Source organism: Proteus sp. G2609, assembly GCF_963896135.1.
GTDB lineage: Bacteria > Pseudomonadota > Gammaproteobacteria > Enterobacterales > Enterobacteriaceae > Proteus > Proteus mirabilis.
Genome location: NZ_CAWQNB010000002.1, coordinates 45,547 through 70,110 on the forward strand (window position 1 = coordinate 45,547; position 24,564 = coordinate 70,110).

Sequence of the window (24,564 nt, forward strand, 5' to 3'; positions counted from 1 at the left end):
CAGATAACAGACAAACACATCATTACATTAATTGATAGGTAACCCATGATCATCACTACTCTACTACAAACTCTACGACTAACAGCGCATATCGCGGCTGTGGTTGTTGTGCGTGTGGTGGTGGTCGTCGGCAAAGCGCCGTAACGGGTCCGAATCAACACAGTTTCGCAACCCCGCCGGCGTATTAACCGGGCGGGGTTTTTCATATCTACCGCCCATAAAGTCCGGCTTAGTAAAAAGGACACAGAACAATGGGTGCTCAACAAGATAATGCCACAGGAAAAACCTTCACTGGTGCGCAATTAATTGTTTATTTACTGGAACGGCAAGGTATCACTACGGTTGCGGGGATCCCCGGCGGAGCCGCTCTTCCTTTGTATGATGCATTAAGCCAAAGTCAGTCTATTCGCCATATTTTGACACGTCATGAACAAGGGGCGGGTTTTATTGCCCAAGGTATGGCTAGAGCAAATGGTCAGCCTGCGGTGTGTATTGCCTCAAGTGGACCGGGGGCGACAAACTTAGTTACAGCCATTGCTGATGCAAAATTAGACTCAATTCCTTTGGTTTGCATTACGGGGCAAGTCTCTTCTGCCATGATTGGGACTGATGCGTTTCAAGAAGTTGATACCTATGGGATGTCTATTCCTATTACCAAACACAACTATTTAGTACGCGATATCGCACAGTTGCCGGAAATTATCTGTGATGCGTTTCGTTTGGCAATGTCAGGTCGCCCTGGACCTGTATGGGTTGATGTACCTAAAGATATTCAACAAGCGACTATCACCTTAGATAAATTGCCACCGATACCACAAAAAGATGCAGCTCCAGCCTTTAATACCGATTTGGTGATCCAAGCCGCGCAAATGATTAACCAAGCGAAAAATCCTGTGCTTTATTTAGGGGGCGGTATTATTAGCTCTGAAGCGTGTAAAGAAGCGATTGAGTTGGCGGAGAAAAATAGCCTACCCACCACGATGACGTTAATGGGATTAGGTTTAATGCCACCAACACACCCGCTATATTTAGGGATGTTAGGTATGCATGCGGCACGGAGTACCAACTTTATTTTAGAAGAAGCCGATTTGCTGATCGTATTGGGGGCGCGATTTGATGATAGGGCAATTGGTAAAGCAGAAAAATTTTGCCCCAATGCGAAGATCATTCATGTTGATATTGATAGGGCAGAGATAAGTAAGATCAAACGTCCTGATATTGCCATTCATGCAGATGCTAAAGCGGTGCTGTCGCTGTTATTACCTTTAATTAATATCAATCAGCGCAACGAATGGATAGATAGAGTTAATACCTTAAAACAAGAATATCCCTTAGAAATGAAAAACTCACACAATATTCTTAGCGGTTACGGCATCGTACTTGCCGCGGCAAATTGTGTTGATGATGAAGCGATTATTACCACCGATGTAGGGCAGCACCAAATGTGGGTTGCTCAAGCTTATCCACTGAATCGACCGCGCCAATGGTTAACATCAGGAGGCTTGGGGACGATGGGATTTGGGTTGCCGGCAGCGATAGGGGCCGCATTGGCAGAGCCAAATAAAAAGATCCTCTGTTTTTCAGGGGATGGTAGCATCATGATGAATATTCAGGAGCTAGCAACAGCCGCTGAGCATCAGTTAGATGTAAAGATTATTTTGATAAATAATCAAGCATTAGGGTTAGTACACCAACAACAAACACTCTTTTTTGATGAGCGTATTTATGCCGCAGCCTACCCTTATCAAACGGATTTTATTCGTATTGCTCAAGGATTTGGGTTGGATACTTGTGATTTAAATCAAGAAGCAGAGCCTCAGGCAGCGTTACAAGCGGCAATTGCTAAACCTGGGCCTTGTTTAATTCATGCCATGATTGATATTAACGAAAAAGTATTTCCAATGGTTCCGCCGGGGGCGGCAAATATCGAGATGATAGGAGCTTAATTTATGTCACTACAATCACAACCTATCGCACTAGAACTTATTGTTCGTAACCATCCCGGTGTGATGACCCATATTTGTGGGCTATTTGCGCGTCGTGCATTTAACGTCGATGGTATTTTATGTTTACCAATGAAAAACAGCGATAAAAGTCGTATTTGGTTATTAGTACAAAAAGATGAACGCTTAATGCAGATGGTGAGTCAAGTGGAAAAACTTGAGGACGTAAAAGAAGTGCGTTTTAGTGATGATCTTCGCGTTTTTGAACAGATGGAAAGTTATTTAAATTAATTGCACTGTTTGTTCTGGCTCTTTTTAGGTACGAGAGAGCCAGAACCTAAATATCTAATGATGATTATCTTCCAGATGTTGTTTATCCTCACTTTCCATCTGTAAGGTAATATGATTGATATGAAATTGTTCACGTAGTTGCTTATCAATAGTAAGGCGTAATGCTTCACTATCTACATTGGGTTGATAGACAATATGACCACTGAGGATCAACTTGCTTTGCGTCAGTGCCCATAAATGCAAATCATGGGAGCTAGCCACCCCTGCGGTATTATTAATGGTGTCTGTTACCTCAGTTAAATTAATGCCTTTAGGCACGCCTTCTAATAAAATATTCAGGCACTCTTTTAATAAGATCCACGTGCGCGGAAAGACCATAAAGCCGATTAATACCGCAATAATAGAATCAACTAATTGCCAACCGGTTAGCCAAATAATTACCGCCCCAATAATGACGCCCACTGAGCCTAACATATCCGCCCACACTTCAAGATAAGCCCCTTTAACGTTTAAGCTTTCATCTTTTGCACTGGTGAGCATTTTCATTGAGATAAAATTAATGATAAGCCCTGCGATTGCCACAACAAGCATACCCATAGACTGAATGTCAGGAGGGGAAGAAAGTCTTTGATAAGCCTCATAAAGAATATAAAAAGCCACCGCCATTAAGATCAGTGCATTCATCGCAGCAGCCAATATTTCAAAACGAGCATAGCCATAAGTCCTGAATAGATCTGCTGCTTTTCTACCTGCGTGGATCGCGATAAGAGCAAGTAAGAGTGCAAATGCATCTGTCATCATATGCATTGCATCAGAAATCAAGGCTAAACTTTCTGTTAAGTAGCCACCAATAAACTCAATCACCATAAAAGAGCCTGTTAATGCAAAAGCAATTAACAGACGTGATTCAGGTAGCGTTTTGACATCACCGTGCTCGTGGCCTGCACCCATGCTATTTATCCCCGCCATTATTAATAATACTTAGAATAATAGTTTAAATGGCGGTGAAATATAATGGGTATTTGTCTTAAGGGCGATGATGATAGTGTTGTTGATTGGGGCTAGACATGATAACTGATGCACGCATATGGCCTTCCACACAAATATAAGAGTGTGGCGCATTACCATGAAAGGCGTAAAAATCGCCGGTTTCTAATAATACGGTTTCATCGTTAGCAAAACGCATCATCAGTTTGCCAGAATAGACCATAATATGCTCTTGGGTGCCGTCGGCATGGGCTGGGCTATTAATAATTGCCCCGTGCTTCATCTCAATATGCCAAATTTCAGTAATATTGCCGATGCCAATACGGAATTTAAATTCTTGTGCATAGTCGCCAACGATAGGCTTATGTCGCTCTAAGCGAGGATATTCCTCGCGGGTAAAACTAAATAAATCACCTAATGGAAATCCAAGGGCTATCGCGATAGCTTCTAAGGTATCGATGCGAGGATTAGAATCGCCAGACTCTAATTTGGACAATGCCGCTTTAGATATGCCTGATTTTCTTGATAACTCATTAAGTGACAAGTTTCGAGATTGTCTTAACTGCTTAACCTTATTACCAAGGTATTCGTTTGTCTTTTTCGGTGATTGTGGGTTCATTGCCAATTCAAAATATTGTCAGTTTAAAAGTATAATTTCCTGTAGATGATAACATCAATTCTTCACAGACGGGAAAAGCACAGACTATTTAGACAATATTTTGTGAACAGGGTGCGCGTATCAGGCGATATTTTAAAGCATGTTTATCTATTTCTTATCCCCTATAATAAGGCAATATTTTCCATTCATTCAATATTTACTATGATGAGGTTTCTACAGCGTGTAGAAACAAAATAATATGTTGCAACAAAATTATCGTCAGTCCGAGCTTTTTGCTATTACTACTATTACAGTCAGTATTGCGGTGATAGGGATTGTTATTGGATTAACTATTCCGATGGTGGCTTTACGGCTAAACTTGGCGGGGATCAGTGAATCTATTATTGGTCTGATTTCAGCCGCACCTGCAATGGGAATGTTAATCATCTCACCCTTTGCACGCTATATTGTGCAATGGCTTGGTAAACGTTTAGCGATGTTATTAGCAACGATTATATCAGCCATTAGTCTATTGCCTTTAATGGGGAGTTTGCCATTAGAATTCCTGTTCCCATTACGACTAATCACCGGGATTGCCAGTGGTGTGATGATCTGTTTGGGGGAGACATGGATCAATGAACTTGTACCGGATAATAAGCGAGGTCGTATTTTAGCGATTTATACGACCGTGTTTACTATCAGCCAGTTGCTAGGCCCTTCAATTATTGCGTTATATGGCGTTGCTGATAAAACACCGATCTTAATTAGCGTACTGCTTCATATTATCTCTATCGTGCTATTTTTAATGATGGATCAGAAAGTGGGCGATAAATTAGCTAAAGACTCAGAAGAGTCGCACTTTTCTATTCTTCGTTTTATTAAAGTGGCGCCTGCGATATGTGGTGGCATTATCTTTTTTGCATTTTTTGATGGCACAGTGTTGTCTATGTTCCCTATTTATGGGCTAAGTGTTGGTCATAGTGAAGCGATTGCCGCCATGATGATCAGTGCTATTTTGGCGGGAGATGCAATAATGCAAATGCCATTTGGTTGGCTTGCTGATCATATGAATAGAACACGGCTATACCGAATTTGTGGAGTCATTACATTATTAGCAAGCTTATTATTACCCATTGCTATGCCACATACTTTAGTTATTTGGCCACTATTATTAGTGCTTGGTGCAACGGCGGGAGCCATTTATACCATTGCATTGGTACAAATTGGGCAATACTTTTCAGGAAATGATCTGATGATAGCAAATGCTTCAGCGGCGATGTTATGGGGCATTGGTAATCTTTCCGGTCCCATTTTAGCCGGTGCTATGTCTGAAATCTCCCCATCTGCGTTACCTTTTTTATTGGTGGTTATGACGGGATTATTTTTAGTTTCGACGATGGATCGCTTTAACTTGCATGTCGACGCACTAAATCGTCATACATCATAATTGCATGCTCTTTTTTACCTTATTGTAGGTAAAAGAGGGCGCTATTTTCATTAAATTAGACAATAATTTCCTGCTGTTTTATCACTCATTCAATTATTTTTTCTTTTATTATCTTTATTTTAATAATCAATGCGATACATACTATTCAAAGGTTTTTATTGGTGATTTATTAAGAATAATCCAGAAATAATAAAATGAAATAAGAAAGATTTGCCAAATGGCACTATTTTCATCTAGTTTTATCACAAGGAGGTGTATGTTTTTCAAGCAGAGTGTGATGAATACTGAGTCAATATTATCGCCAAACAAGGGAAGATGCTGTTAAAACAGTAAGTTCAAAAATGATAAAAACATAAGAAATATTTAATTAATATTTATAGTATCAAACCAAGCATTATTAATATAAACATCAATGATATTAATAAAAACAGTTGATTATAAGTACGCTTCACCTTTTAGGGTGATTGCGTTGCTAAAACAGTTTAACCAGAGGAGAAATATATCACTATTCTCCTCTTTTCTTTTTTCTGCGAACACTAGAATGTCTTTTTATGACATTTTTGCTAAAAAAGTATTTTTTTTCTTGATTCTTACCCTAAAAGCACCAGATAATCGTTTGCGTCAAATTCTCTCACTCTATCCACATTAATAAACAAACGTTTGCTTTTTTACTCCTCTGATGGTTTTTTTACCATTGGAGGTGATAATAATTTTAGACGTAATCGTTTTCGTTGGGGGAGGGTGAACTGTTTTTATGTCAGAGGAATGTAATGTCTGCTAATCAATCAGCAACCACAGGTAAACTGGATAATTATTTTAAGCTTACCGCCCGAGGTACTACGGTTCGTAAAGAGATGATCGCCGGTTTAACAACCTTTTTGGCGATGGTCTATTCCGTTATTGTCGTACCCAGTATGCTAGGGCAAGCGGGGTTCCCCCACACGGCGGTATTTATCGCAACCTGTTTAGTGGCAGGATTTGGTTCTCTGTTAATGGGATTGTGGGCAAATCTACCTATGGCGATTGGTTGTGCCATTTCATTAACGGCATTTACCGCCTTTAGTTTGGTACTTGGTCAACATATCTCTGTACCTGTTGCTTTGGGGGCGGTGTTTTTGATGGGGTGCCTATTTACCCTATTTTCTTTAACAGGGATCAGAACGTGGATCTTAAAAAATATTCCGATTGGTATCGCTCATGGCGCCGGTATTGGTATCGGGCTATTTTTACTTTTGATCGCAGCCAATAGTGTTGGGTTAGTGGTGAAAAATCCATTAGCCGGATTACCTGTTGCGATGGGAGAATTTACTTCTTTTTCAGTATTAATGTCATTGGCTGGTCTTGCTGCTATTTTTGGTCTAGAAAAACGTAAAGTCCCCGGTGGTGTGTTATTAGTCATTATTGCGATTTCGATTATTGGATTGATTTTTGATCCTAACGTGAAATACCAAGGGTTCTTTAAAATGCCACAATTAGGCGAAGAGGGCCTTGCACTATTATTTGCCATGGATATTAAAGGCGCATTACAACCACTTGTTTTACCTAGTGTATTAGCTTTAGTGATGACGGCTATTTTTGATGCGACAGGAACCATTCGCGCAGTGGCGGGACAAGCTAATTTACTTGATAAACGAGGACAAATTATCAATGGTGGTAAAGCGTTAACTTCTGATTCCGTGAGCAGTATATTTGCTGGGGCAATTGGTGCAGCACCTGCAGCAGTATATGTTGAGTCCGCAGCGGGCACTGCAGCTGGTGGTAAAACAGGGCTCACTGCAACTGTGGTCGGTATTCTCTTTTTGTTAATCCTCTTTTTATCACCGCTATCTTATTTAGTTCCCCCCTATGCGACAGCCCCTGCATTAATGTATGTGGGTTTATTGATGTTAGGTAATGTCACTAAGTTAGATTTTAGTGATTTTGTCGATGCGATGTCAGGTATGGTGTGCGCGGTATTTATCGTATTAACGTGTAATATTGTTACAGGCATTATGTTGGGTTTTGGCTGTTTAGTGATTGGACGTATTTTTGCCGGTGAGTGGCGTAAACTTAATATTGGTACAGTTCTAATTGCTATTGCTTTAGTGGCATTTTATGCCGGACACTGGGCAATTTAATTAAAATCATCAGGTTTAAACATAAAAAGCGGAATATATTTTTATTCCGCTTTTTTGCTATTTATTTATCTAGTTTTATTCGCTATTGTCGAGGTTAAGACTCATTGTTAATTTTTTGGTAAAATAAATGCATCAGATAGAAATACGACATGGTGAGCCTGAAGATGCTATAGCAATACAGCAATTGTATACACATCCAGACTTATATATTTGTACTTGTCAGTTCCCTTATCCATCAGTCACTATGTGGAAAAAAAGGCTAATTGAATTTTCTGAACAAAATATTCCACATTTTGTTGCTTCTTTTGACGGTCAAATCGCAGGTCATTTAGCGTTGATCATCGACAATCATCCTCGTCGTCGGCATATCGTCAGCTTTGGTATTGGTGTTGGTGCTGAGTTTTCAGGAAAAGGTATAGGTAAAGCACTCATTAATACGGCAATTGATTATGCTTTTAATTGGTTGGCTGCAACACGTATCGAGCTAGAAGTTTATGCTGATAATGAAAGAGGCCTTCATTTGTATAAAAAATTAGGTTTTGAAGTGGAAGGCATTCGTCGTAATGCAGCCTTTAGAGAAGGTAAATATTGTGATGTTGTGATGATGGCTCAGCTAAAAAGTATCGAATAACTCTGTGGGGGCTTGACGCTGTTTTCATTTTTCAATGATAGAGCCTATTTTACTTTTTGATCCTCTTAATAGTATGACTAGAACAGAAAACAGCAATAACAGCATACTTTTTCTCTTTCTGATGCCGTTAATAGATAACACTATGCATTAATATGTTAGCTTTTTTGTAAGATACGATTAATCTTAATTTTATATCATTCTTCATTAGTCGATGTGGGTTCAGTTTAAAATAGGAAAGGTAAAGATAGGCATGGTAGATAAACTTTTATGATGCGTTTCTTTATCATTCAGCAAGGGTTCTTTTCATATCAGGAAAGATGGCAGATTCTTAGATAAAAATAAGCATGTAAGGGTAGCATGGAAATTTTCTTTACTATTTTAATTTTAATATTGGTAGTTTCTGTTTCAGGTGTCATTACCAAAGTTATTCCTTTTCGCATTCCATTACCATTAATCCAGATTGTGATCGGGGCACTTTTGGCTTGGCCTCAGTTTGGTTTACATGTCACCTTTGATCCTGAACTCTTCTTAGTTTTACTGATCCCTCCTTTACTTTTTGTTGATGGATGGAAAACCCCCACACGTGAATTTATCCAAAATGGTCGAGAGATCTTTATCCTTGTGCTGGTTTTGGTGATGGTGACAGTAGTAGGTATTGGTTACCTTATTTACTGGATAATGCCTAGTATTCCACTTATTTCTGCTTTCGCGCTCGCCGCGGTTCTCTCGCCAACTGATGCGGTGGCATTATCCTCGATTGTCGGTAAGGGGCGAATACCGAAGCGGATCATGGGGGTTTTAGAAGGCGAAGCCTTAATGAATGATGCTTCGGGTCTGGTGGCGCTGAAATTTGCCGTTGCTGTGGCTATGGGCACGATGATATTTACCGTGGGTGGCGCAACCTTTGAGTTTTTTAAAGTGGCAATAGGCGGTTTATTAGCGGGTATTGCGGTAACGTTAGTCTATAGTAAATCTCTGCGATTGATGAGCCGTTGGAGTGGTGATGATCCTGCCACTCAAATTGTCTTTATGTTGCTGTTGCCTTTTGCTTCTTATTTGATTGCTGAACATATTGGCTTTTCCGGGATCCTTGCTGCCGTGGCCGCAGGTATGACTATCAGTAAATCAGGTGTGATCCGCAATGCACCATTGGCGATGCGCTTGCGTGCAGATAGTGTCTGGTCAATGTTAGAGTTTGTCTTTAACGGACTGGTCTTTATTATGCTGGGTTTACAGCTTCCTGTTATTTGGACAAGCTCGGTTATTCAAGCTGATCTTGATCCTGAAGTTGAAGTATGGATGCTGTTTGCCGCCGTCTTTGTTATCTATTTTGCGTTACTGATTTTACGTTTTACATGGTTATGGCTAATGAAGAAAATCAGCCATCTCTTTATGAAAAAACATCCCCTTGATTTCGCCACTTATACGACGAGAGAATTATGGCTGTCTTCTTTTGCCGGGGTTCGTGGTGCTATCACCTTAGCCGGTGCGCTCTCTATACCGCTATTTTTAACTGATGGCAGTACTTTCCCTGGGCGCTACCAGATAATCTTTATCGCGGCAGGGGTGATCCTGTTATCCATTTTGGTCGGTATTATTTCATTACCTTTCTTACTAAAAGGGATTAAAGCTACCGATAAAGAAGCGGATAAAAATGAAGTACGTTATGCCAAGAAAGTCATGGCAGAAGTCGCTATTGTTAGCCTCAATAAAATGGAAGAGCGTTTAGCTGCAAGTACAGAAGAGCAACTAGATGCGGAAGAAATTAATGAAGTAGCTTCTCGAGTTGCCGGTTATTTAAGACGACGTACCGCGGATCAGGACGAGATGATGCACAATATGTTGGTAGAAGATCTGGAAAGACGTTTTCGCCTAACGGCATTGCGTGCAGAGCGTGGTGAGCTTTATCACTTACGTGCAACGCGTAAAATTAGTAACGAAACACTACAACTTTTGCTTCATGAATTAGATTTAATGGAAGCGCTGTTAGTTGAGAAAGACAGTTAATTATGTGGCTACTGGTTATTACAACGTTGTTATGGGCGGCTTCTTTTAGTCTGATTGGTGAATATCTCGCAGGTCAGGTTGATAGTTGGATCTCAGTATTGATTAGAGTGGTGTTAGCTGCCATTGTCTTTTTGCCTTTCCTACGTTGGAAAGGCATTCGCCTTAAAGTGATTTTATTGTATATGGGAGTAGGCGCATGCCAATTGGGTATTATGTACCTGTTTGTGTTCCACGCTTATAACTATTTAACCGTAGCTGAGTTTTTACTCTTTACTGTATTAACACCACTTTATGTCACCTTAATTTATGATCTACTTGAAAGACAACGTTTACGTTGGGGCTATGTCTTTAGCGCACTACTGGCGGTATTAGGGGCGGCCATTATTCGTTATGATCATCTTAGTGATGACTTCTGGCTGGGATTATTATTGGTTCAGTTAGCCAATATTTTCTTCGCCATAGGACAGGTAGGCTATAAACGATTAATGGAAATGCATCCACTTCCTCAACACCACGCATTCTCTTGGTTTTATATCGGGGCGGTGGTGGTTGTGTTAGTCGGCTCGTTATGTTTTGCCGATTGGCAAAAAATGCCAACCACATCGTTACAGTGGGGGGTATTGCTTTGGTTAGGTATTGGCGCTTCTGGAATAGGCTATTTTATGTGGAACTATGGGGCGACACAGGTAGATGCTGGAACCCTTGCGATTATGAATAATATGATGGTTCCAGCGGGATTATTAGTGAACTTCTCTATTTGGCAACAGCATCCTAATTGGCCAAGTTTCATCATAGGCGCGAGCCTGATTGTTGCATCACTTTGGTTCCATCGGCGTTGGATACACCAACCTGTTTTACAAAAGGCAGATGATTAACGGCATGTTGACCTGCTAAGCGTATAAACTCTCGTATTGCCGGTTGATGTTGCTCACCTGTACGGTTAGCTGCATATAACCGGCTCCATAATCCTTCTCCTAAGGTCTTTGTGACCACTAATCCTTGTTTTTCAAAATTCTCTACGGCCCAGTGCGGCAGTGCCGCTATACCCATTCCTGCTGCCACCATTTGAATAAGAAGTAAGGTGTTATCTACATGTTTAAAATGTGGTGTGATCCCTGCGGGCTGTAAAAAATGACGCCAAATATCAAAACGCTCTCTTTGGACGGGATAGATAAACAGTGTTTCTGAGATCAAATCTTGTGGTTGAATATGTAAGCGATTAGCCAGCGGGTGATCCGGAGATAACACAAGCTTAACTTCATAATCAAACAACGCGGTATAGTGCAGGCGTTGGTTATCCAAGATATCAGAAGTGAGTACGACATCTAATTCTCGTTGTAATAAAGCCGGTTGTGGATCAAAAGTGACACCTGAATGGAAGTCGACATTCACATCCGGCCATGTTTGGCGATATTGCTGTAATGCGGGTGTTAACCATTGAATACAGCTATGGCATTCAATAGCAATATTTAAATGAGCATTACCCGGCTCATTACACTCTTCTATCGCTCGGCGCACAATGGGTAGGACTTCTTGCGCTAATCTTAATAACACTTCGCCTTGTGGTGTAAATCGTAGTGGTTGGCTTTTACGGACAAAAATACGATAACCAAGACGATGCTCTAATTCACTAAACTGGTGAGAGAGCGCGGATTGTGTTTGATGTAACTGATTTGCCGCATTGGCAAGAGAGCCTGTTTGCTTAAGTGCCAATATCGTTTTTAAGTGTTTTATTTCTATCATGAGAAACCTTCAGGTTGTGAATGAAAAATTTGCGCTTGTGGTTTATACACTACCTGTAGATTATGGATGTGTAAACATCTAGACGGCTAAAAACAGGATTTTTTATTATGACAATTCGCAATCACACATTAGGTTTCCCACGTATTGGTTTAAATAGAGAGCTAAAAAAGGCACAAGAGAGCTATTGGGCTGGTGATCTTTCTCAGGCAGAACTTCTGGAAGTTGGTAAAGAATTACGCGCTCGTCATTGGCAACAGCAAGCTAATGCAGGAGTCGAATTATTACCCGTTGGCGATTTTGCTTGGTACGACCAAGTCTTGGGTACTAGTCTCCTATTAGGCAATATACCGCCACGCCATCGTAATGAAGATGGTCGCCTAGATCTTGATACTCTATTTCGAGTGGCGAGAGGCAGAGCACCAACGGGTAAACCTGCGGCCGCCTCAGAAATGACAAAATGGTTTAATACTAACTATCACTATATCGTGCCAGAATTTCAGCAAGGACAATCATTTACACTGGCGTGGCAACAGCTACTGGATGAAGTCGATGAGGCTTTAGCATTAGGCCATAATGTGAAACCGGTACTTTTGGGGCCGATCACCTACTTATGGTTAGGAAAAGTTAAAGGACCTGAGTTTGATAGATTGTCACTGTTAGACGCTATTTTACCTGTTTATCAGCAAGTGTTGAGTCAGTTACAGCAAAAAGGTATCGAATGGGTACAAATTGATGAGCCTGCACTGGTACTTGATTTACCCATTGAGTGGCAAAATGCTTATCAAGTTGCTTATCAAGCATTGACTGGACAGGTTAAACTATTATTGACTACCTATTTTGATGGTATTACTCATCATCTTGATATTATTAAAAACTTACCGGTAAATGGACTACATATTGATCTATGTGCAGGACAGGACGCATTGCAAGTTATACACCAAGCATTGCCTAAAGACTGGGTGTTATCGTTAGGGGTCATTAATGGTCGCAACGTCTGGAAAGCGGATCTAACTACCCGTTATCAACAAGTAGTTGCATTAAAAGGTAAGCGTCCATTATGGATTGGCACATCATGCTCTTTGTTGCATAGTCCAATTGATTTAAGTGCGGAGACTAAGCTTGATGATGAAGTGAAAAGCTGGTTTGCCTTTGCGGTGCAAAAATGTGCAGAAGTGGCGTTACTCGCAAAAGCATTAAATGCACCAGAAGGTGAATATGACGAACAACTTGCCCAATACAGTGCCCCCATTCGTCAACGTGAACACTCTAGTCGTGTACATAATGCAAAAGTGGCCGCACGCTTGCAGGCGATTAATGCACAAGACAGTGAAAGAACATCGCCTTATCAACAACGAGCTAAAGTGCAACGCGCTCGGTTTAATCTCCCTCTGTGGCCAACGACAACCATAGGTTCATTCCCACAAACTACCGAGATCCGCACAGTACGTTTAGACTTTAAAAAAGGGCGTATTGATACCACTGCTTATCGCACTAATATTAGCGAGCATATTAAGCAAGCTATAGATGAACAAGAGCGCTTAGGGCTTGATGTGTTGGTTCATGGTGAAGCTGAGCGTAATGACATGGTTGAATATTTTGGCGAGCATTTTGAAGGTTATGTCTTTACTCAAAATGGCTGGGTACAAAGCTACGGCTCCCGCTGCGTAAAACCGCCGGTGATCATTGGTGATATTAGCCGTCCTGCACCGATTACGGTAGATTGGGCAACTTATGCTCAATCATTAACCGATAAGCCAGTTAAGGGTATGTTAACTGGGCCGGTGACTATTTTATGTTGGTCTTTCCCGCGTGAGGATGTCAGCCGTGAAACTATCGCTAAACAAATTGCGTTAGCGTTACGTGATGAGGTGGATGATTTACAAAAAGCCGGTATCGGTATTATTCAGATAGATGAGCCTGCATTACGCGAAGGATTACCGTTACGTCGTGATGAGTGGCAAGCATACCTAGATTGGGCTGTTGATGCCTTTAAGCTCAGTGCAGCTATCGCTGATGATGAGACACAAATTCATACACATATGTGTTATTGCGAGTTTAATGACATTATGGAGGCGATTGCTGCATTGGATGCGGATGTGATCACCATTGAAACATCACGCTCAGATATGGAGTTATTAGAAGCCTTTGAACATTTTGATTATCCAAATGAAATTGGTCCTGGGGTATACGATATTCATTCGCCTAATGTACCGAATGTAGAATGGATTGTTGGATTGTTAAGAAAAGCGCAATCGCGTATCCCTGCGGAACGTTTATGGGTAAATCCAGATTGTGGTTTAAAAACGCGGGGGTGGAGTGAAACCCGTGCAGCATTGGCAAATATGGTTGAAGCGGCTAAATATTTACGCCAGAACGTATAATAATATTTAAATAATACATTTTAGTAGCCTGTTATTTTGATGTTATCAATATAATAGGCTATTTTTTTCTTATTAATCAAAAATGTTTATTAATAGGTAAATAAAAATAAGAGATAATCTTATTATTGATATTTTTTAATATTGCTATACTGCACAAAACTTAATTTTATGGATATAGATATTGTGCAAAATGGTATTCACCTGTCAGAAAAAATATTAAATGCATTTCCTACTCGAGCTTTAACATTATCTCCATTAAAAGGGGATGGCGGTTTATTCCGTACCTTATTTTTAGTGATTGCAATGTTAGGGATGACAGTATTTAGTGCTTATCAAATTCCTAATATTGTTTATGATTATCAAATTAGTAAAAACCCCGTATTTATTGATGCCGATGTTGATGGCTCTTGCCGTTCAAAACTATTTGTTTTAACCAATTGTAGTGTTGACTTACGCTATAAAGGTAACGAGGTTTCACGAAATTTTACTTTTCTTGATTTTGGCAATAAAGATATATTGGTTGAGCCAGTAGCAGATGAAAACGATCTGACTAAAATGACCGTCGATGTGGCAATTGATAATATTTGGTTACGCTTAATTAGTGCATTAGTTTTTACTGCATTATTTGCTTTTTGCGTGATCTTTTTCATTTATCGTCAAATGATCAGCAATAAAGTCAAAAAAGTATTGCTTTCAGTAGGCACCAAACCTTTAAAATTAACGGCTATCCCTGCTAAGGTCGTTGTGAGTAATAAACAATTTATTGCTACCTATAAAACCAATGTTGCCGGAAAAGAGACTTCAATTACTTATTCAGGTAATAAGAAAACGCCACCCATTACATTAGAAATGGAAGGCAAAACTTATGTTTTGGCGGTGTACGAGCCACAACAAAATATTCCTTATGTATTAGATGTTCCTTTAGCTCGAATTCAAGCAACAGAAGAAGAAAAACAACGTTTTCATGAGGCATTAATAGAGGAAGGTATTCTCTAATTACGCTTTAATGCAGTGATGAGAGCGATTGATTATAGAAAGCAAGATGGCTATTGCGCTTGATTGGTTAAGAAACGATAGCGCCATAGCCATCATTCAATTTATTAGCCACCAAAGATTTTTGCTTTAAGCATATCCATACCGGCGCTCATTAAATCTAACTCTTTGGGGATAACACCTTCTGGCGTGAGTTTATCAACCAATTTGGGCAAATATTGTGCAGCCATATCAGAGGCTTCAGCGGTATTCATATTGATCTTTGCAGCCAATTCATTAATCACTGGCGATGAAAAAACTTGTACGATTTGCTCGGCATTAATAGGTAAATTACTGCCTGTGCTAATCCAAGATTGGATCAGTTCACTTAATCCTGCGCTATTAAACTGTTTAACCAAGCCTTCAATTCCCCCTTGGGTTTCTACCCATTCGAGTACTGTTTTGAATTGATTAATTTTCTCACCGCCCAACAGGCTTGCGATTTGGTTAAATAAGCTCATGCTTGCTCCAATAACTATCAACGCATTATTACGTTATATTGAGATGTTAATTTTAAAGGCGAGTAGTGTACGTGAAGTTAGTATCTTCATCTATACTCAAGTGATATTTATCCGACTAAGCAAGAATAGAATGCAGGATTTTATTACGCCAAAGCGATATTGATAATGCCGCCATAGCGTCGCTATTCGACACTGTTATTTGTGATAATTATCACGTTTTTATGAAATTGTTACTTTTTTTATTACCTGACAGGTGATGTCAGTCACTAAAAAGGTCTAAAAAACTGATAAAGTAACACTTAATTTAATGAACATTGGTTTTGTCCCATTGAGGAGTCCGATATGTCTGATGTATTTCACTTAGGTTTAACCAAAAATGACCTACAGGGTGCCACTTTAGCAATTGTTCCAGGTGATCCTAAGCGTGTTGAAAAAATTGCCAAATTAATGGATAACCCAGTTCATCTGGCCTCTTTACGTGAGTACACCTCATGGCGTGGTGAAATTGATGGAAAAGCAGTGATCGTTTGTTCTACAGGGATCGGTGGTCCATCAACCTCAATTGCAGTGGAAGAATTAGCACAATTAGGTATTCGTACTTTCTTACGTATTGGTACAACGGGCGCTATTCAAGAGCACATCAATGTTGGTGACATCTTAGTAACCACAGCAGCGGTTCGTTTAGATGGTGCAAGTTTGCACTTTGCACCAATGGAATTCCCTGCAGTGTCTGACTTTGAATGTATGAATGCACTGTATAAAGCGGCTAAAGACAATGGTTCAACGGTTCACGTTGGTGTTACAGCCTCTTCTGATACCTTCTACCCAGGCCAAGAGCGTTACGACACCTATACTGGTCGAGTCGTTCGTCGTTTTAAAGGCTCTATGAAAGAGTGGCAAGAAATGGGTGTGATGAACTATGAAATGGAATCCGCTACATTATTAACCATGTGTGCAAGCCAAGGCTTACGTGCAGGTATGGTTGCAGGCGTTATTGTTAACCGTACTCAACAAGAGATCCCCGATGCTGAATTACTGAAGAAAACTGAAAATAATGCATTAGGTATCGTGATTGAAGCTGCTCGCACTTTAATGAAATAAGTTTTCTAAATGAAATACTAAAGCCTTTAATACATTGGTGTATTAAAGGCTTTTTTTGTGCGGTAATTCATCATGTTAATATGTCAACCATCATAGATTTCTGTTAAGGTCTTGATGGTCTTAACAATACAACAATGAGAAGAGGCATTATGACTGATATCTTACAAACACATCCTTCGGTGTTGCCTTTAACAGGTGGGATTAACTTTCGTGATCTAGGGGGAAAAAAGCTCAGTAATGGCGGTATTATCAAACCCGGCTTACTCTTTCGCTCCGGTTCACTGGATAGATTAACGGATACCGATCAAGCGCTTCTTATTGATAAAAATCTTTTTCAAATCTTAGACTATCGTGACACAGGTGAAATTGTTGATAAGCCGGATCGAGTATGGGAAGGAGCACAATATTACCATGCTCCAGCCAATCCATTATCGAAAGAAGTGTCAGCTAACCTTGAAAAACTCACCCCAGAAATACTGGAACAGTTTGATGCTAAAGCATTTATGTTTCAGCTATATAAATTACTACCTATTAATAATCCGGCTTATAAACAGTTGGCAACGTTGTTGAAGCAACCAGAAAAAGGCGGTGTCATACAACATTGTGCAGTAGGTAAAGATAGAACGGGGGTGGGCTCTGCTTTAGTTCTATTTGCCTTAGGGGCCTCATTAGATGTGGTAATGGAAGATTACTTACTCACCAATGAAACATTAGCGCCTTTCCGCGCTTATCTTTTAGAAGAGCATGCTAAAACACTGAGTGAAAATGTGGTGAATAAATTTGCGTATGTTTATTCAGTACAAGAAGAGTTCCTGCAAACAGCCCTTGCCAGTATTAATCAACACTATGGCAATATCGATACTTGGCTTGAAAAAGATATTGGCTTGGATGCGCAAAGTAGAGAAAGCTTACAAAACTATTTTCTCGAATAGTGAAGTGATTTATATTCGGTTAAAGATGTTGTGCTTTTTTACTGAAATTAACCGAATTTAAGGTCTCTATTGTGACAGTACAAGACATTATTCATACCATCACTCTGTTTGTAAAAGAGCACGAAATATGGGCTGTGCCTATCGTGTTCTTACTCGCATTTGGTGAGTCACTTGCCTTTATCTCGTTATTAATACCTGCCACTGTTATCCTATTAGGCCTAGGAGCATTAATAGGTGAAAGTGGTCTACTCTTTTGGCCAATTTGGCTTGCCGCCGCCCTAGGCGCTTTTTTTGGTGATTGGATCTCCTATTGGGTGGGTTATCACTATAAAGAAGGGGTAAGAAACTTATGGCCGATTTCTCGCTCACCGCAGACCTTGGTAAGAGGGCATCAATTTTTTAATCGCTGGGGTGTTTGGGGGGTATTTATTGGGCGATTTTTTGGGCCTTTTCGGGCAATAGTGCCTTTAGTTGCGGGTATTTGTGCTATGCCACAACGCTATTTTCAGCTGGCGAATTTGGCTTCTGCGATGATCTGGGCATTTGGTATTCTGGCACCAGGGGCGTTTGGTCTGCAATGGCTGGCGAAATGGATAGGATAATTGCGTCCTTTATCGCAAATCAGCGTATGATGTAAATTGTTGCTAGACAATGTTACTGATGCGTTTTAACGTAGCCCGCTAGAAAATAAAAAGGTTACTTGAGTGGATATTCAGTTGTTATACGGGATCATTGGTTTATTAGGCGGTGTTTTGGTGGGGGGGATCGCCGTTTGGTGGCTTATCCAACAACGCTTAGCCGAAAAAGAAAACCTATTACGTGAAAATTATACTCAGCTTGCGGTTGCACAACAAAAAGCATTGGTGATCCCTTCTTTACAACAACAGATAGCGCACTTAGAGCAAGAGTTACGTGCACAACGTGAAATAATTACTTCTCAAGAGGCCGAATTAAGGGAAGTGACCACGCGTTGGGAAGAGAGCCGAATATCCGCTGAAGAGAAACAGCGTTTACTGCTTAATAGTGAACAACGACTAACCACTCAGTTTGAAAATCTGGCTAACCGCATTTTTGAGCAAAGTGGACGTAAAGCGCAAGAGCTTAATCGTCAAGGTTTAACCCATCTCCTTTCTCCATTTCGAGAGCAACTAGAGAGTTTTCGTCGGCAGGTACAAGAAGGTTTTGGACAAGAAGCGCGAGAAAGGCATACACTGGTACATGAAATTCGCCAACTGCAACAACTCAATGTCAAAATGGCGCAAGAAGCCGTTAATCTGACTAATGCCTTAAAAGGGGATAATAAAATCCAAGGCAACTGGGGAGAAACGGTATTAGCGCGGATCTTAGAGTCATCTGGTTTACGCGAAGGGCACGAGTTTGAAACTCAAGTCAGTATTCGCCATGAAAATGGCAGTCGTTATCAACCCGATGTGATTGTGCATTTACCTCATCGTCGAGATGTGATTATTGATGCTAAAATGTCGCTGATTGCTTATGAAAGATACTTTAATAGCAGTGATGAAAATGAACAAAAACAAGCGCTGCATGCTCATGTGAACTCTATCAGAGCGCACATTAAAGGCTTAAGTCTCAAAGATTATCATAAGCTACCGGGAGTGACTTCGTTAGACTACGTTTTAATGTTTATACCGATAGAGCCTGCTTACCTCGTTGCTATTGGTCATTCTCCAGATTTATTAGAAGAAGCATTGAAAAATAATATAATGTTGGTTGGGCCATCTACTTTACTTGTTGCTTTGCGTACAATAGCCGCATTGTGGCGTTATGAATACCAAAGCCAAAATGCGCAAGAAATTGCTGATAGAGCGGCTAAAATGTATGACAAATTAAGACTTTTCGTTGATGATATGCAAGGGCTAGGTAATAGCATTCAAAAAGCGCAATCGGGCTATCTATTAGCGATGAAAAAACTCTCTGAAGGTCGTGGAAACCTTATCAGCCAAGCAGAAGGCTTTAAATCCTTAGGGGTTGAGATAAAAAAGACCATTGATAATGATCTGGTTGAAAAATCAGCTTCTGATTGATTTACATAAATAAAAATAGCGGTTTCCGGGCAAGAAATGTACTGAATTTACTAAATTTTGATTAATTAGCGGGCAAATAATATGACTCAACAATCTAAGGAAACAACAGATTTTGGTTTCCAAACCGTTGACAAAGATGAAAAACAAACCATGGTGGCCAAGGTTTTTCACTCTGTTGCATCTAAATACGATTTAATGAATGACTTAATGTCTTTTGGCATCCATCGTGTCTGGAAACGCTATACCATTGAGGCAAGTGGTGTAAGACGTAATCAACGTGTACTTGACTTGGCAGGTGGAACCGGCGATTTAACGGCAAAATTCTCTCGTTTAGTAGGAGAGAATGGTGAAGTGGTTTTAGCTGATATCAATGACTCCATGTTAAAAATGGGACGTGAGAAACTGCGTGATCACGGTATTGTTGGTAATGTCAGTTATGTACAAGCGAATGCAGAAGAGCTGCCATTCCCTGATGATTACTTTGACTGTATCACTATCTCGTTCGGTTTACGTAATGTGACTGATAAAGCCAAAGCGTTACGTTCTATGTTCCGTGTGCTAAAACCCGGTGGACGTCTATTAGTCCTTGAATTCTCTAAACCCGTTCTTGATCCGCTAAGTAAGATTTATGATGCTTACTCTTTCCATATATTACCAAGAATTGGTCAAGTGATTGTGAATGATGCAGATAGCTATCGCTATTTAACCGAATCCATTCGCATGCACCCAGACCAAGAAACATTAAAAGGAATGATGGAAGAAGCTGGGTTTGATCAGGTTTCCTATACCAATATGACTGGAGGTATAGTTGCATTACACAAAGGGTTTAAATTCTAAGATGGAAAAAGCCACTTTTTCTCATGATATTGCTTCTCAAGTGCTCTATCCACTGATAACTGCATCGATGGAAACGGCACTTAATCATGTTTTATATCAGGAAAATGTGCTTAAACCTGCCCGCAATCGCCTTGCGGGCAAAGTCTTGGCGCTTTCTATTAATGAGTTTCCTCAATCTATCTATTTAATTTTCAGCGAACAGCAAGTTGATGTGTTAACTCAATGGAATGATGAGACTGATTGCACGATAAAAACTAAATTATTAACCTTAATTAAACTCACTGACCGACAAAAGTTGTCTGAATTAATTAATCGTGGTGATATTACCATTGAAGGCGATATGCAGGTGGTACAAAACTGGTCTGCCTTGCTGGATATGGCACCCTGGGAGCCTGCGCAATATTTAGCGCCTTATATTGGTGATTTGGCTGCAGAAGGATTATCGCTTGCAGCAAGTAAAGGGCTCAAATTATTCACTACACTATTTGGCCGACAAAAAGCTTATTTAAGAGACGCTTTGATTGAAGAGTGGAAAACCGCCCCCTCAACATTAGAGACTGTCCATTTTTATGATGAAATAGAACAACTGGCACAGCAAACAGCCGAGTTAGAAAAACGGTTAAGCACCTTGGAGAAAAAATAATGCTCCTCAGTGAGTTAAAGCGCCTTTATCATATTATTAAAGTCTTCTTATCTTATGGGCTTGATGAGCTAATTCCTAAACATCGAATTACCTTGCCTGCAAGATTGGGGTGCCGAGCACTATTTTGGATCAAAAATCAGCATGCCGATAAACCATTAGGTGAGCGCTTACGACTTGCATTACAAACATTAGGGCCTGTTTGGATAAAACTGGGTCAAATGTTATCGACTCGACGTGATCTTTTTCCTCCTCATATCGCTGATCAGTTGGCGTTACTGCAAGATAAAGTAGCTCCTTTTGATGGTAAAAAAGCGCGACAATATATTGAAAAATCATTTGGTGGCCCTATCGATAAATGGTTTGATGATTTTGACGAAACACCTCTTGCTTCTGCGTCAATTGCACAAGTCCATACCGCTACATTGAAAGAAAATGGTAAAGAAGTGGTATTAAAGGTGATCCGTCCTGATATTCAGCCTGTTATTAAAGCGGATATTCGTTTGATGTATCGGTTAGCGAATTTATTGCCATTTTTACCCGATGGGCGTCGGTTACGGCCTAAAGAAGTGATCCGCGAATATGAAAAAACATTACTTGATGAGCTAAACCTATTACGTGAAGCGGCAAATGCCATTCAATTGCGTCGTAACTTTGAAAATAGCTCTATGCTTTATATTCCGGAAGTGTATTCGGATTATTGCCATGAAAATGTAATGGTGATGGAGCGTATTTATGGTATTCCTGTTTCAGATATTGATGCGTTAAATGCCCAAAATACCAATATGAAGCTATTGGCAGAGCGTGGGGTTAAAGTCTTTTTTACTCAAGTATTTAGAGACAGTTTCTTCCATGCAGATATGCATCCGGGTAATGTATTTATCAGTTATGATCATCCGGAAAATCCATACTATATTGGCATTGACTGTGGTATTGTCGGCTCACTGAATAAAGAAGATAAACGTTATTTAGCGGAAAACTTCTTAGCATTCTTTAATCGTGACTATCGTCGTGTGGCTGAGTTACACGTTGATTCTGGTTGGGTACCTGCTGATACCAATGTAGAAGATTTTGAGTTTGCTATTCGCACAGTGTGTGAGCCAATCTTTGAAAAACCCTTGTCAGAAATTTCTTTTGGGCATGTGCTACTGAATCTTTTTAATACGGCTCGTCGTTTTAATATGGAAGTACAACCGCAATTGGTTTTACTGCAAAAAACTTTGTTGTATGTTGAAGGCTTAGGTCGTCAGCTTTATCCACAGCTTGATCTTTGGAAAACCGCAAAACCTTTCTTAGAAGATTGGCTACATAGTCAAATTGGTATTACTGCGTTGGTAAATGGTATCAAAAGTAAGGCGCCTTACTGGATTGAAAAGATGCCTGAATTGCCTGAATTGGTTTATGATAGCCTGAAACAACACAAAAATATGAAGTTAACGCTAGAAAAATTGACGGAACAAATAAGTTCACAGAGAGTCAAACAAAGACAGTCCTATTTTTTATTGGGTATGGGAACAACGCTATTTTTATGCGGTAGCCTGTTTTTTGTTTCTGGTTTTAAAACATTATTTAGTGTTTTTATCAGTTTAGGCCTTCTCGCATGGATTTGGGGCTGGTTTAAATCAGGTAATGCACAATAAAAACACATCAAAGTTTGTCTTTGAACAATTTATAATATGAATTCGAGATTCCCGAAAATTGAATTCGATGTATATAATGGGCACTGTTGTAAAGTATAACTCCTAAAATAGTTGAGGAACATAAAATGGGCGGTATTAGCATTTGGCAATTACTCATCATCGCTGTCATCGTAGTCTTATTATTTGGTACTAATAAACTGCGCACTTTAGGCTCAGATTTGGGTGCTTCAGTCAAAGGCTTTAAAAAAGCGATGGGTGACGAAAACCAAAAAGAGACCAACAACGCAGAAAAAACCACGAACGACGCAGATTTTGATACTAAAAATTTAGCGCAGAAGACTTCGACAGAAGAGAAGTCAACCACTGAGAGCAAAAATAAAGAGCAGGTGTAAACCGTGTTTGACATTGGTTTTAGTCAGCTGCTATTGGTCATGGTGATAGGTCTTGTTTTTCTGGGGCCAGAACGATTGCCCGTAGCAGTAAAAACAATTGCTGGCTGGGTAAGGGCATTACGCTCTTTGGCGGCGAATGTGCAAAATGAGCTAACTCAAGAACTAAAACTTCAAGAGCTTCAAGAGAGCCTGAAGAAAGTGGAAGAGAAAGCGAATTTGCAAACATTATCCCCTGAGCTAAAAGCGTCGATGGATGAGTTAAAAGAGGCTGCACAGTCTTTAAAAGAAACTTATCAAGCACCTACAACGCCAGGATCTACAGAGACAGAGCAGTCTGTAAAAACCGACTCTACGGAACCTACGCCTTCTGATTTAGCGGCACTGGCTGAAGCGAATGAAGCGAATGACGATGTTCAACACAGTTCCAAAACGGTAACTGAAAATACAGAACATGTTATTAAGCCAGATGTTCCTGTTACCAAAACAGTAACAGTAGAGAAGAAAACAACTGATCAGGCAAATGGTGAGCACTAAAACATGGCAGTAAATGATACCCAACCGCTGATCAGCCATTTAATAGAACTGCGTAAGCGTCTAATGTACAGCTTAGTTTCAGTTCTAGTGGTTTTTCTGGCTTTGGTTTATTTTTCTAACGATATCTATCAATTAATCTCGGCACCTTTACTTGATAAGTTGCCGCAGGGGTCAAATATGAGTGCGACTGATGTTGCCTCTACTTTTTTGACGCCAATTAAATTGACTATTATGGTATCCGTTTTTGCTTCTGTTCCTGTGATCCTTTATCAGGTATGGGCTTTTATCGCACCAGCACTGTATAAACATGAACGCCGCTTAATGTTACCGTTACTGGTTTCAAGTACCGTATTATTTTATCTCGGTATGGCGTTTGCGTATTTTGTTGTGTTTCCACTTGCATTTGGTTTCTTTGTGAATACTACCCCAGAAGGGGTTAACTTTATTCCAGATATCAGTAAGTATTTAAGTTTCGTAATGACGCTGTTTATGGCGTTTGGGGCCGCATTTGAAGTTCCTATTGCGATCATCTTGCTGTGTTGGAGTGGTGTCACAACACCTGATGCATTAAAGAAAAAACGTCCTTATATCTTAGTGGGTGCTTTTGTTATTGGCATGGTATTAACGCCACCCGATGTTTTTTCTCAAACATTATTAGCAATACCGATGTATTTATTGTTTGAGATTGGTGTCTTGGTGTCCCGTTTTTATGTCAATAATGGCAGAAGAAAAACACCAGAAGAAGAAGCTGAAGAGGCTGAGGCGCAAGCAACAGAACAGCAGAAATAATTTTAGGAAGTGAGTT

24 protein-coding genes are annotated in these 24,564 nt (G+C 40.1%); 20 read left to right on the forward strand and 4 right to left on the reverse strand.

Features of this window, described 5'->3' with window-relative positions:
- Positions 1-45: 45 nt before the first annotated feature.
- From ivbL to ilvN, 3 genes are all read left to right on the forward strand, one after another.
- On the forward strand, positions 46-144 hold the full coding sequence (gene ivbL / locus AACV01_RS00260) for an ilvB operon leader peptide IvbL (protein WP_004249539.1): 99 nt from the start codon (positions 46-48) through the stop codon (positions 142-144).
- A 107-nt stretch (positions 145-251) separates the two neighbouring features.
- Positions 252-1,946, forward strand: coding sequence for an acetolactate synthase large subunit (gene ilvB, locus AACV01_RS00265; RefSeq protein WP_161682277.1), 1,695 nt, complete (start codon positions 252-254; stop codon positions 1,944-1,946).
- Between the two features lie 3 nt (positions 1,947-1,949).
- Positions 1,950-2,234 carry an acetolactate synthase small subunit gene (gene ilvN / locus AACV01_RS00270; protein WP_004246140.1) on the forward strand — a complete coding sequence of 95 codons (285 nt, stop codon included), beginning with the start codon at positions 1,950-1,952 and terminating at the stop codon, positions 2,232-2,234.
- A 54-nt stretch (positions 2,235-2,288) separates the two neighbouring features.
- On the opposite strand, the gene AACV01_RS00275 is transcribed toward ilvN, so the two are convergent.
- Both AACV01_RS00275 and AACV01_RS00280 read right to left on the reverse strand, forming a co-directional pair.
- Positions 2,289-3,185: a cation diffusion facilitator family transporter gene (locus AACV01_RS00275; protein ID WP_161682279.1), complete on the reverse strand. Its 897-nt coding sequence runs from the start codon at positions 3,183-3,185 to the stop codon at positions 2,289-2,291.
- A 76-nt stretch (positions 3,186-3,261) separates the two neighbouring features.
- Positions 3,262-3,840: a helix-turn-helix domain-containing protein gene (locus AACV01_RS00280; protein WP_004246138.1), complete on the reverse strand. Its 579-nt coding sequence runs from the start codon at positions 3,838-3,840 to the stop codon at positions 3,262-3,264.
- 238 nt (positions 3,841-4,078) lie between these two features.
- Here AACV01_RS00280 and AACV01_RS00285 point away from each other — a divergent pair, with 238 nt between their 5' ends.
- The 5 genes from AACV01_RS00285 to AACV01_RS00305 all read left to right on the forward strand — a co-directional run bounded on the left by AACV01_RS00285 (position 4,079) and on the right by AACV01_RS00305 (position 10,896).
- Positions 4,079-5,266 (forward strand): MFS transporter, encoded by a 1,188-nt coding sequence (locus AACV01_RS00285; protein WP_036919674.1) that lies wholly within the window; start codon positions 4,079-4,081, stop codon positions 5,264-5,266.
- A 770-nt stretch (positions 5,267-6,036) separates the two neighbouring features.
- On the forward strand, positions 6,037-7,383 hold the full coding sequence (locus tag AACV01_RS00290) for an NCS2 family permease (RefSeq protein WP_004246136.1): 1,347 nt from the start codon (positions 6,037-6,039) through the stop codon (positions 7,381-7,383).
- 127 nt (positions 7,384-7,510) lie between these two features.
- Complete coding sequence (locus tag AACV01_RS00295; RefSeq protein ID WP_004249533.1) at positions 7,511-8,014, forward strand: GNAT family N-acetyltransferase; 504 nt, start codon at positions 7,511-7,513, stop codon at positions 8,012-8,014.
- Positions 8,015-8,371: 357 nt separating this feature from the next.
- Complete coding sequence (locus AACV01_RS00300; protein ID WP_004246134.1) at positions 8,372-10,021, forward strand: Na+/H+ antiporter; 1,650 nt, start codon at positions 8,372-8,374, stop codon at positions 10,019-10,021.
- A 2-nt stretch (positions 10,022-10,023) separates the two neighbouring features.
- Positions 10,024-10,896, forward strand: coding sequence for a carboxylate/amino acid/amine transporter (locus tag AACV01_RS00305; protein WP_046335046.1), 873 nt, complete (start codon positions 10,024-10,026; stop codon positions 10,894-10,896).
- On the opposite strand, the gene metR is transcribed toward AACV01_RS00305, so the two are convergent.
- Positions 10,811-11,764, reverse strand: coding sequence for an HTH-type transcriptional regulator MetR (gene metR, locus AACV01_RS00310; protein ID WP_004246132.1), 954 nt, complete (start codon positions 11,762-11,764; stop codon positions 10,811-10,813). The two genes, AACV01_RS00305 and metR, sit on opposite strands and share 86 nt — an antisense overlap.
- A 107-nt stretch (positions 11,765-11,871) precedes the next feature.
- Here metR and metE point away from each other — a divergent pair, with 107 nt between their 5' ends.
- Both metE and AACV01_RS00320 read left to right on the forward strand, forming a co-directional pair.
- The gene (gene metE, locus AACV01_RS00315) at positions 11,872-14,145 is read left to right on the forward strand and encodes a 5-methyltetrahydropteroyltriglutamate--homocysteine S-methyltransferase (RefSeq protein WP_046335047.1); all 2,274 of its coding nucleotides are present in this window, start codon (positions 11,872-11,874) and stop codon (positions 14,143-14,145) included.
- A gap of 168 nt (positions 14,146-14,313) precedes the next feature.
- On the forward strand, positions 14,314-15,141 hold the full coding sequence (locus tag AACV01_RS00320; RefSeq protein ID WP_161682281.1) for a hypothetical protein: 828 nt from the start codon (positions 14,314-14,316) through the stop codon (positions 15,139-15,141).
- Between the two features lie 104 nt (positions 15,142-15,245).
- Here AACV01_RS00320 and AACV01_RS00325 read toward each other — a convergent pair whose 3' ends face one another.
- The gene (locus AACV01_RS00325) at positions 15,246-15,638 is read right to left on the reverse strand and encodes a YidB family protein (protein WP_004246129.1); all 393 of its coding nucleotides are present in this window, start codon (positions 15,636-15,638) and stop codon (positions 15,246-15,248) included.
- Positions 15,639-15,980: 342 nt separating this feature from the next.
- Between AACV01_RS00325 and udp the strand changes: the two genes are divergently transcribed.
- The 10 genes from udp to tatC all read left to right on the forward strand — a co-directional run bounded on the left by udp (position 15,981) and on the right by tatC (position 24,548).
- Complete coding sequence (gene udp, locus AACV01_RS00330; protein WP_004246127.1) at positions 15,981-16,739, forward strand: uridine phosphorylase; 759 nt, start codon at positions 15,981-15,983, stop codon at positions 16,737-16,739.
- 149 nt (positions 16,740-16,888) lie between these two features.
- Positions 16,889-17,671: a tyrosine-protein phosphatase gene (locus tag AACV01_RS00335; RefSeq protein WP_004249528.1), complete on the forward strand. Its 783-nt coding sequence runs from the start codon at positions 16,889-16,891 to the stop codon at positions 17,669-17,671.
- A 71-nt stretch (positions 17,672-17,742) separates the two neighbouring features.
- Complete coding sequence (locus AACV01_RS00340) at positions 17,743-18,273, forward strand: DedA family protein (RefSeq protein WP_004246124.1); 531 nt, start codon at positions 17,743-17,745, stop codon at positions 18,271-18,273.
- Between the two features lie 102 nt (positions 18,274-18,375).
- On the forward strand, positions 18,376-19,716 hold the full coding sequence (rmuC, locus tag AACV01_RS00345; protein WP_065424077.1) for a DNA recombination protein RmuC: 1,341 nt from the start codon (positions 18,376-18,378) through the stop codon (positions 19,714-19,716).
- A gap of 81 nt (positions 19,717-19,797) precedes the next feature.
- Positions 19,798-20,553 (forward strand): bifunctional demethylmenaquinone methyltransferase/2-methoxy-6-polyprenyl-1,4-benzoquinol methylase UbiE, encoded by a 756-nt coding sequence (gene ubiE / locus AACV01_RS00350; protein WP_004246121.1) that lies wholly within the window; start codon positions 19,798-19,800, stop codon positions 20,551-20,553.
- A gap of 1 nt (position 20,554) precedes the next feature.
- On the forward strand, positions 20,555-21,196 hold the full coding sequence (locus AACV01_RS00355; protein ID WP_004246120.1) for a ubiquinone biosynthesis accessory factor UbiJ: 642 nt from the start codon (positions 20,555-20,557) through the stop codon (positions 21,194-21,196).
- Positions 21,196-22,833 (forward strand): ubiquinone biosynthesis regulatory protein kinase UbiB, encoded by a 1,638-nt coding sequence (ubiB, locus tag AACV01_RS00360; RefSeq protein WP_004246119.1) that lies wholly within the window; start codon positions 21,196-21,198, stop codon positions 22,831-22,833. Before AACV01_RS00355 ends, ubiB begins: the two co-directional genes overlap by 1 nt.
- A 125-nt stretch (positions 22,834-22,958) precedes the next feature.
- Positions 22,959-23,225 carry a Sec-independent protein translocase subunit TatA gene (gene tatA / locus AACV01_RS00365; protein ID WP_004246118.1) on the forward strand — a complete coding sequence of 89 codons (267 nt, stop codon included), beginning with the start codon at positions 22,959-22,961 and terminating at the stop codon, positions 23,223-23,225.
- A gap of 3 nt (positions 23,226-23,228) precedes the next feature.
- On the forward strand, positions 23,229-23,759 hold the full coding sequence (tatB, locus tag AACV01_RS00370) for a Sec-independent protein translocase protein TatB (protein ID WP_004249526.1): 531 nt from the start codon (positions 23,229-23,231) through the stop codon (positions 23,757-23,759).
- A 3-nt stretch (positions 23,760-23,762) separates the two neighbouring features.
- A complete protein-coding gene (gene tatC, locus AACV01_RS00375) occupies positions 23,763-24,548 on the forward strand; it encodes a Sec-independent protein translocase subunit TatC (protein ID WP_004246116.1) in 786 nt (261 codons plus the stop codon).
- Positions 24,549-24,564: the final 16 nt, after the last annotated feature.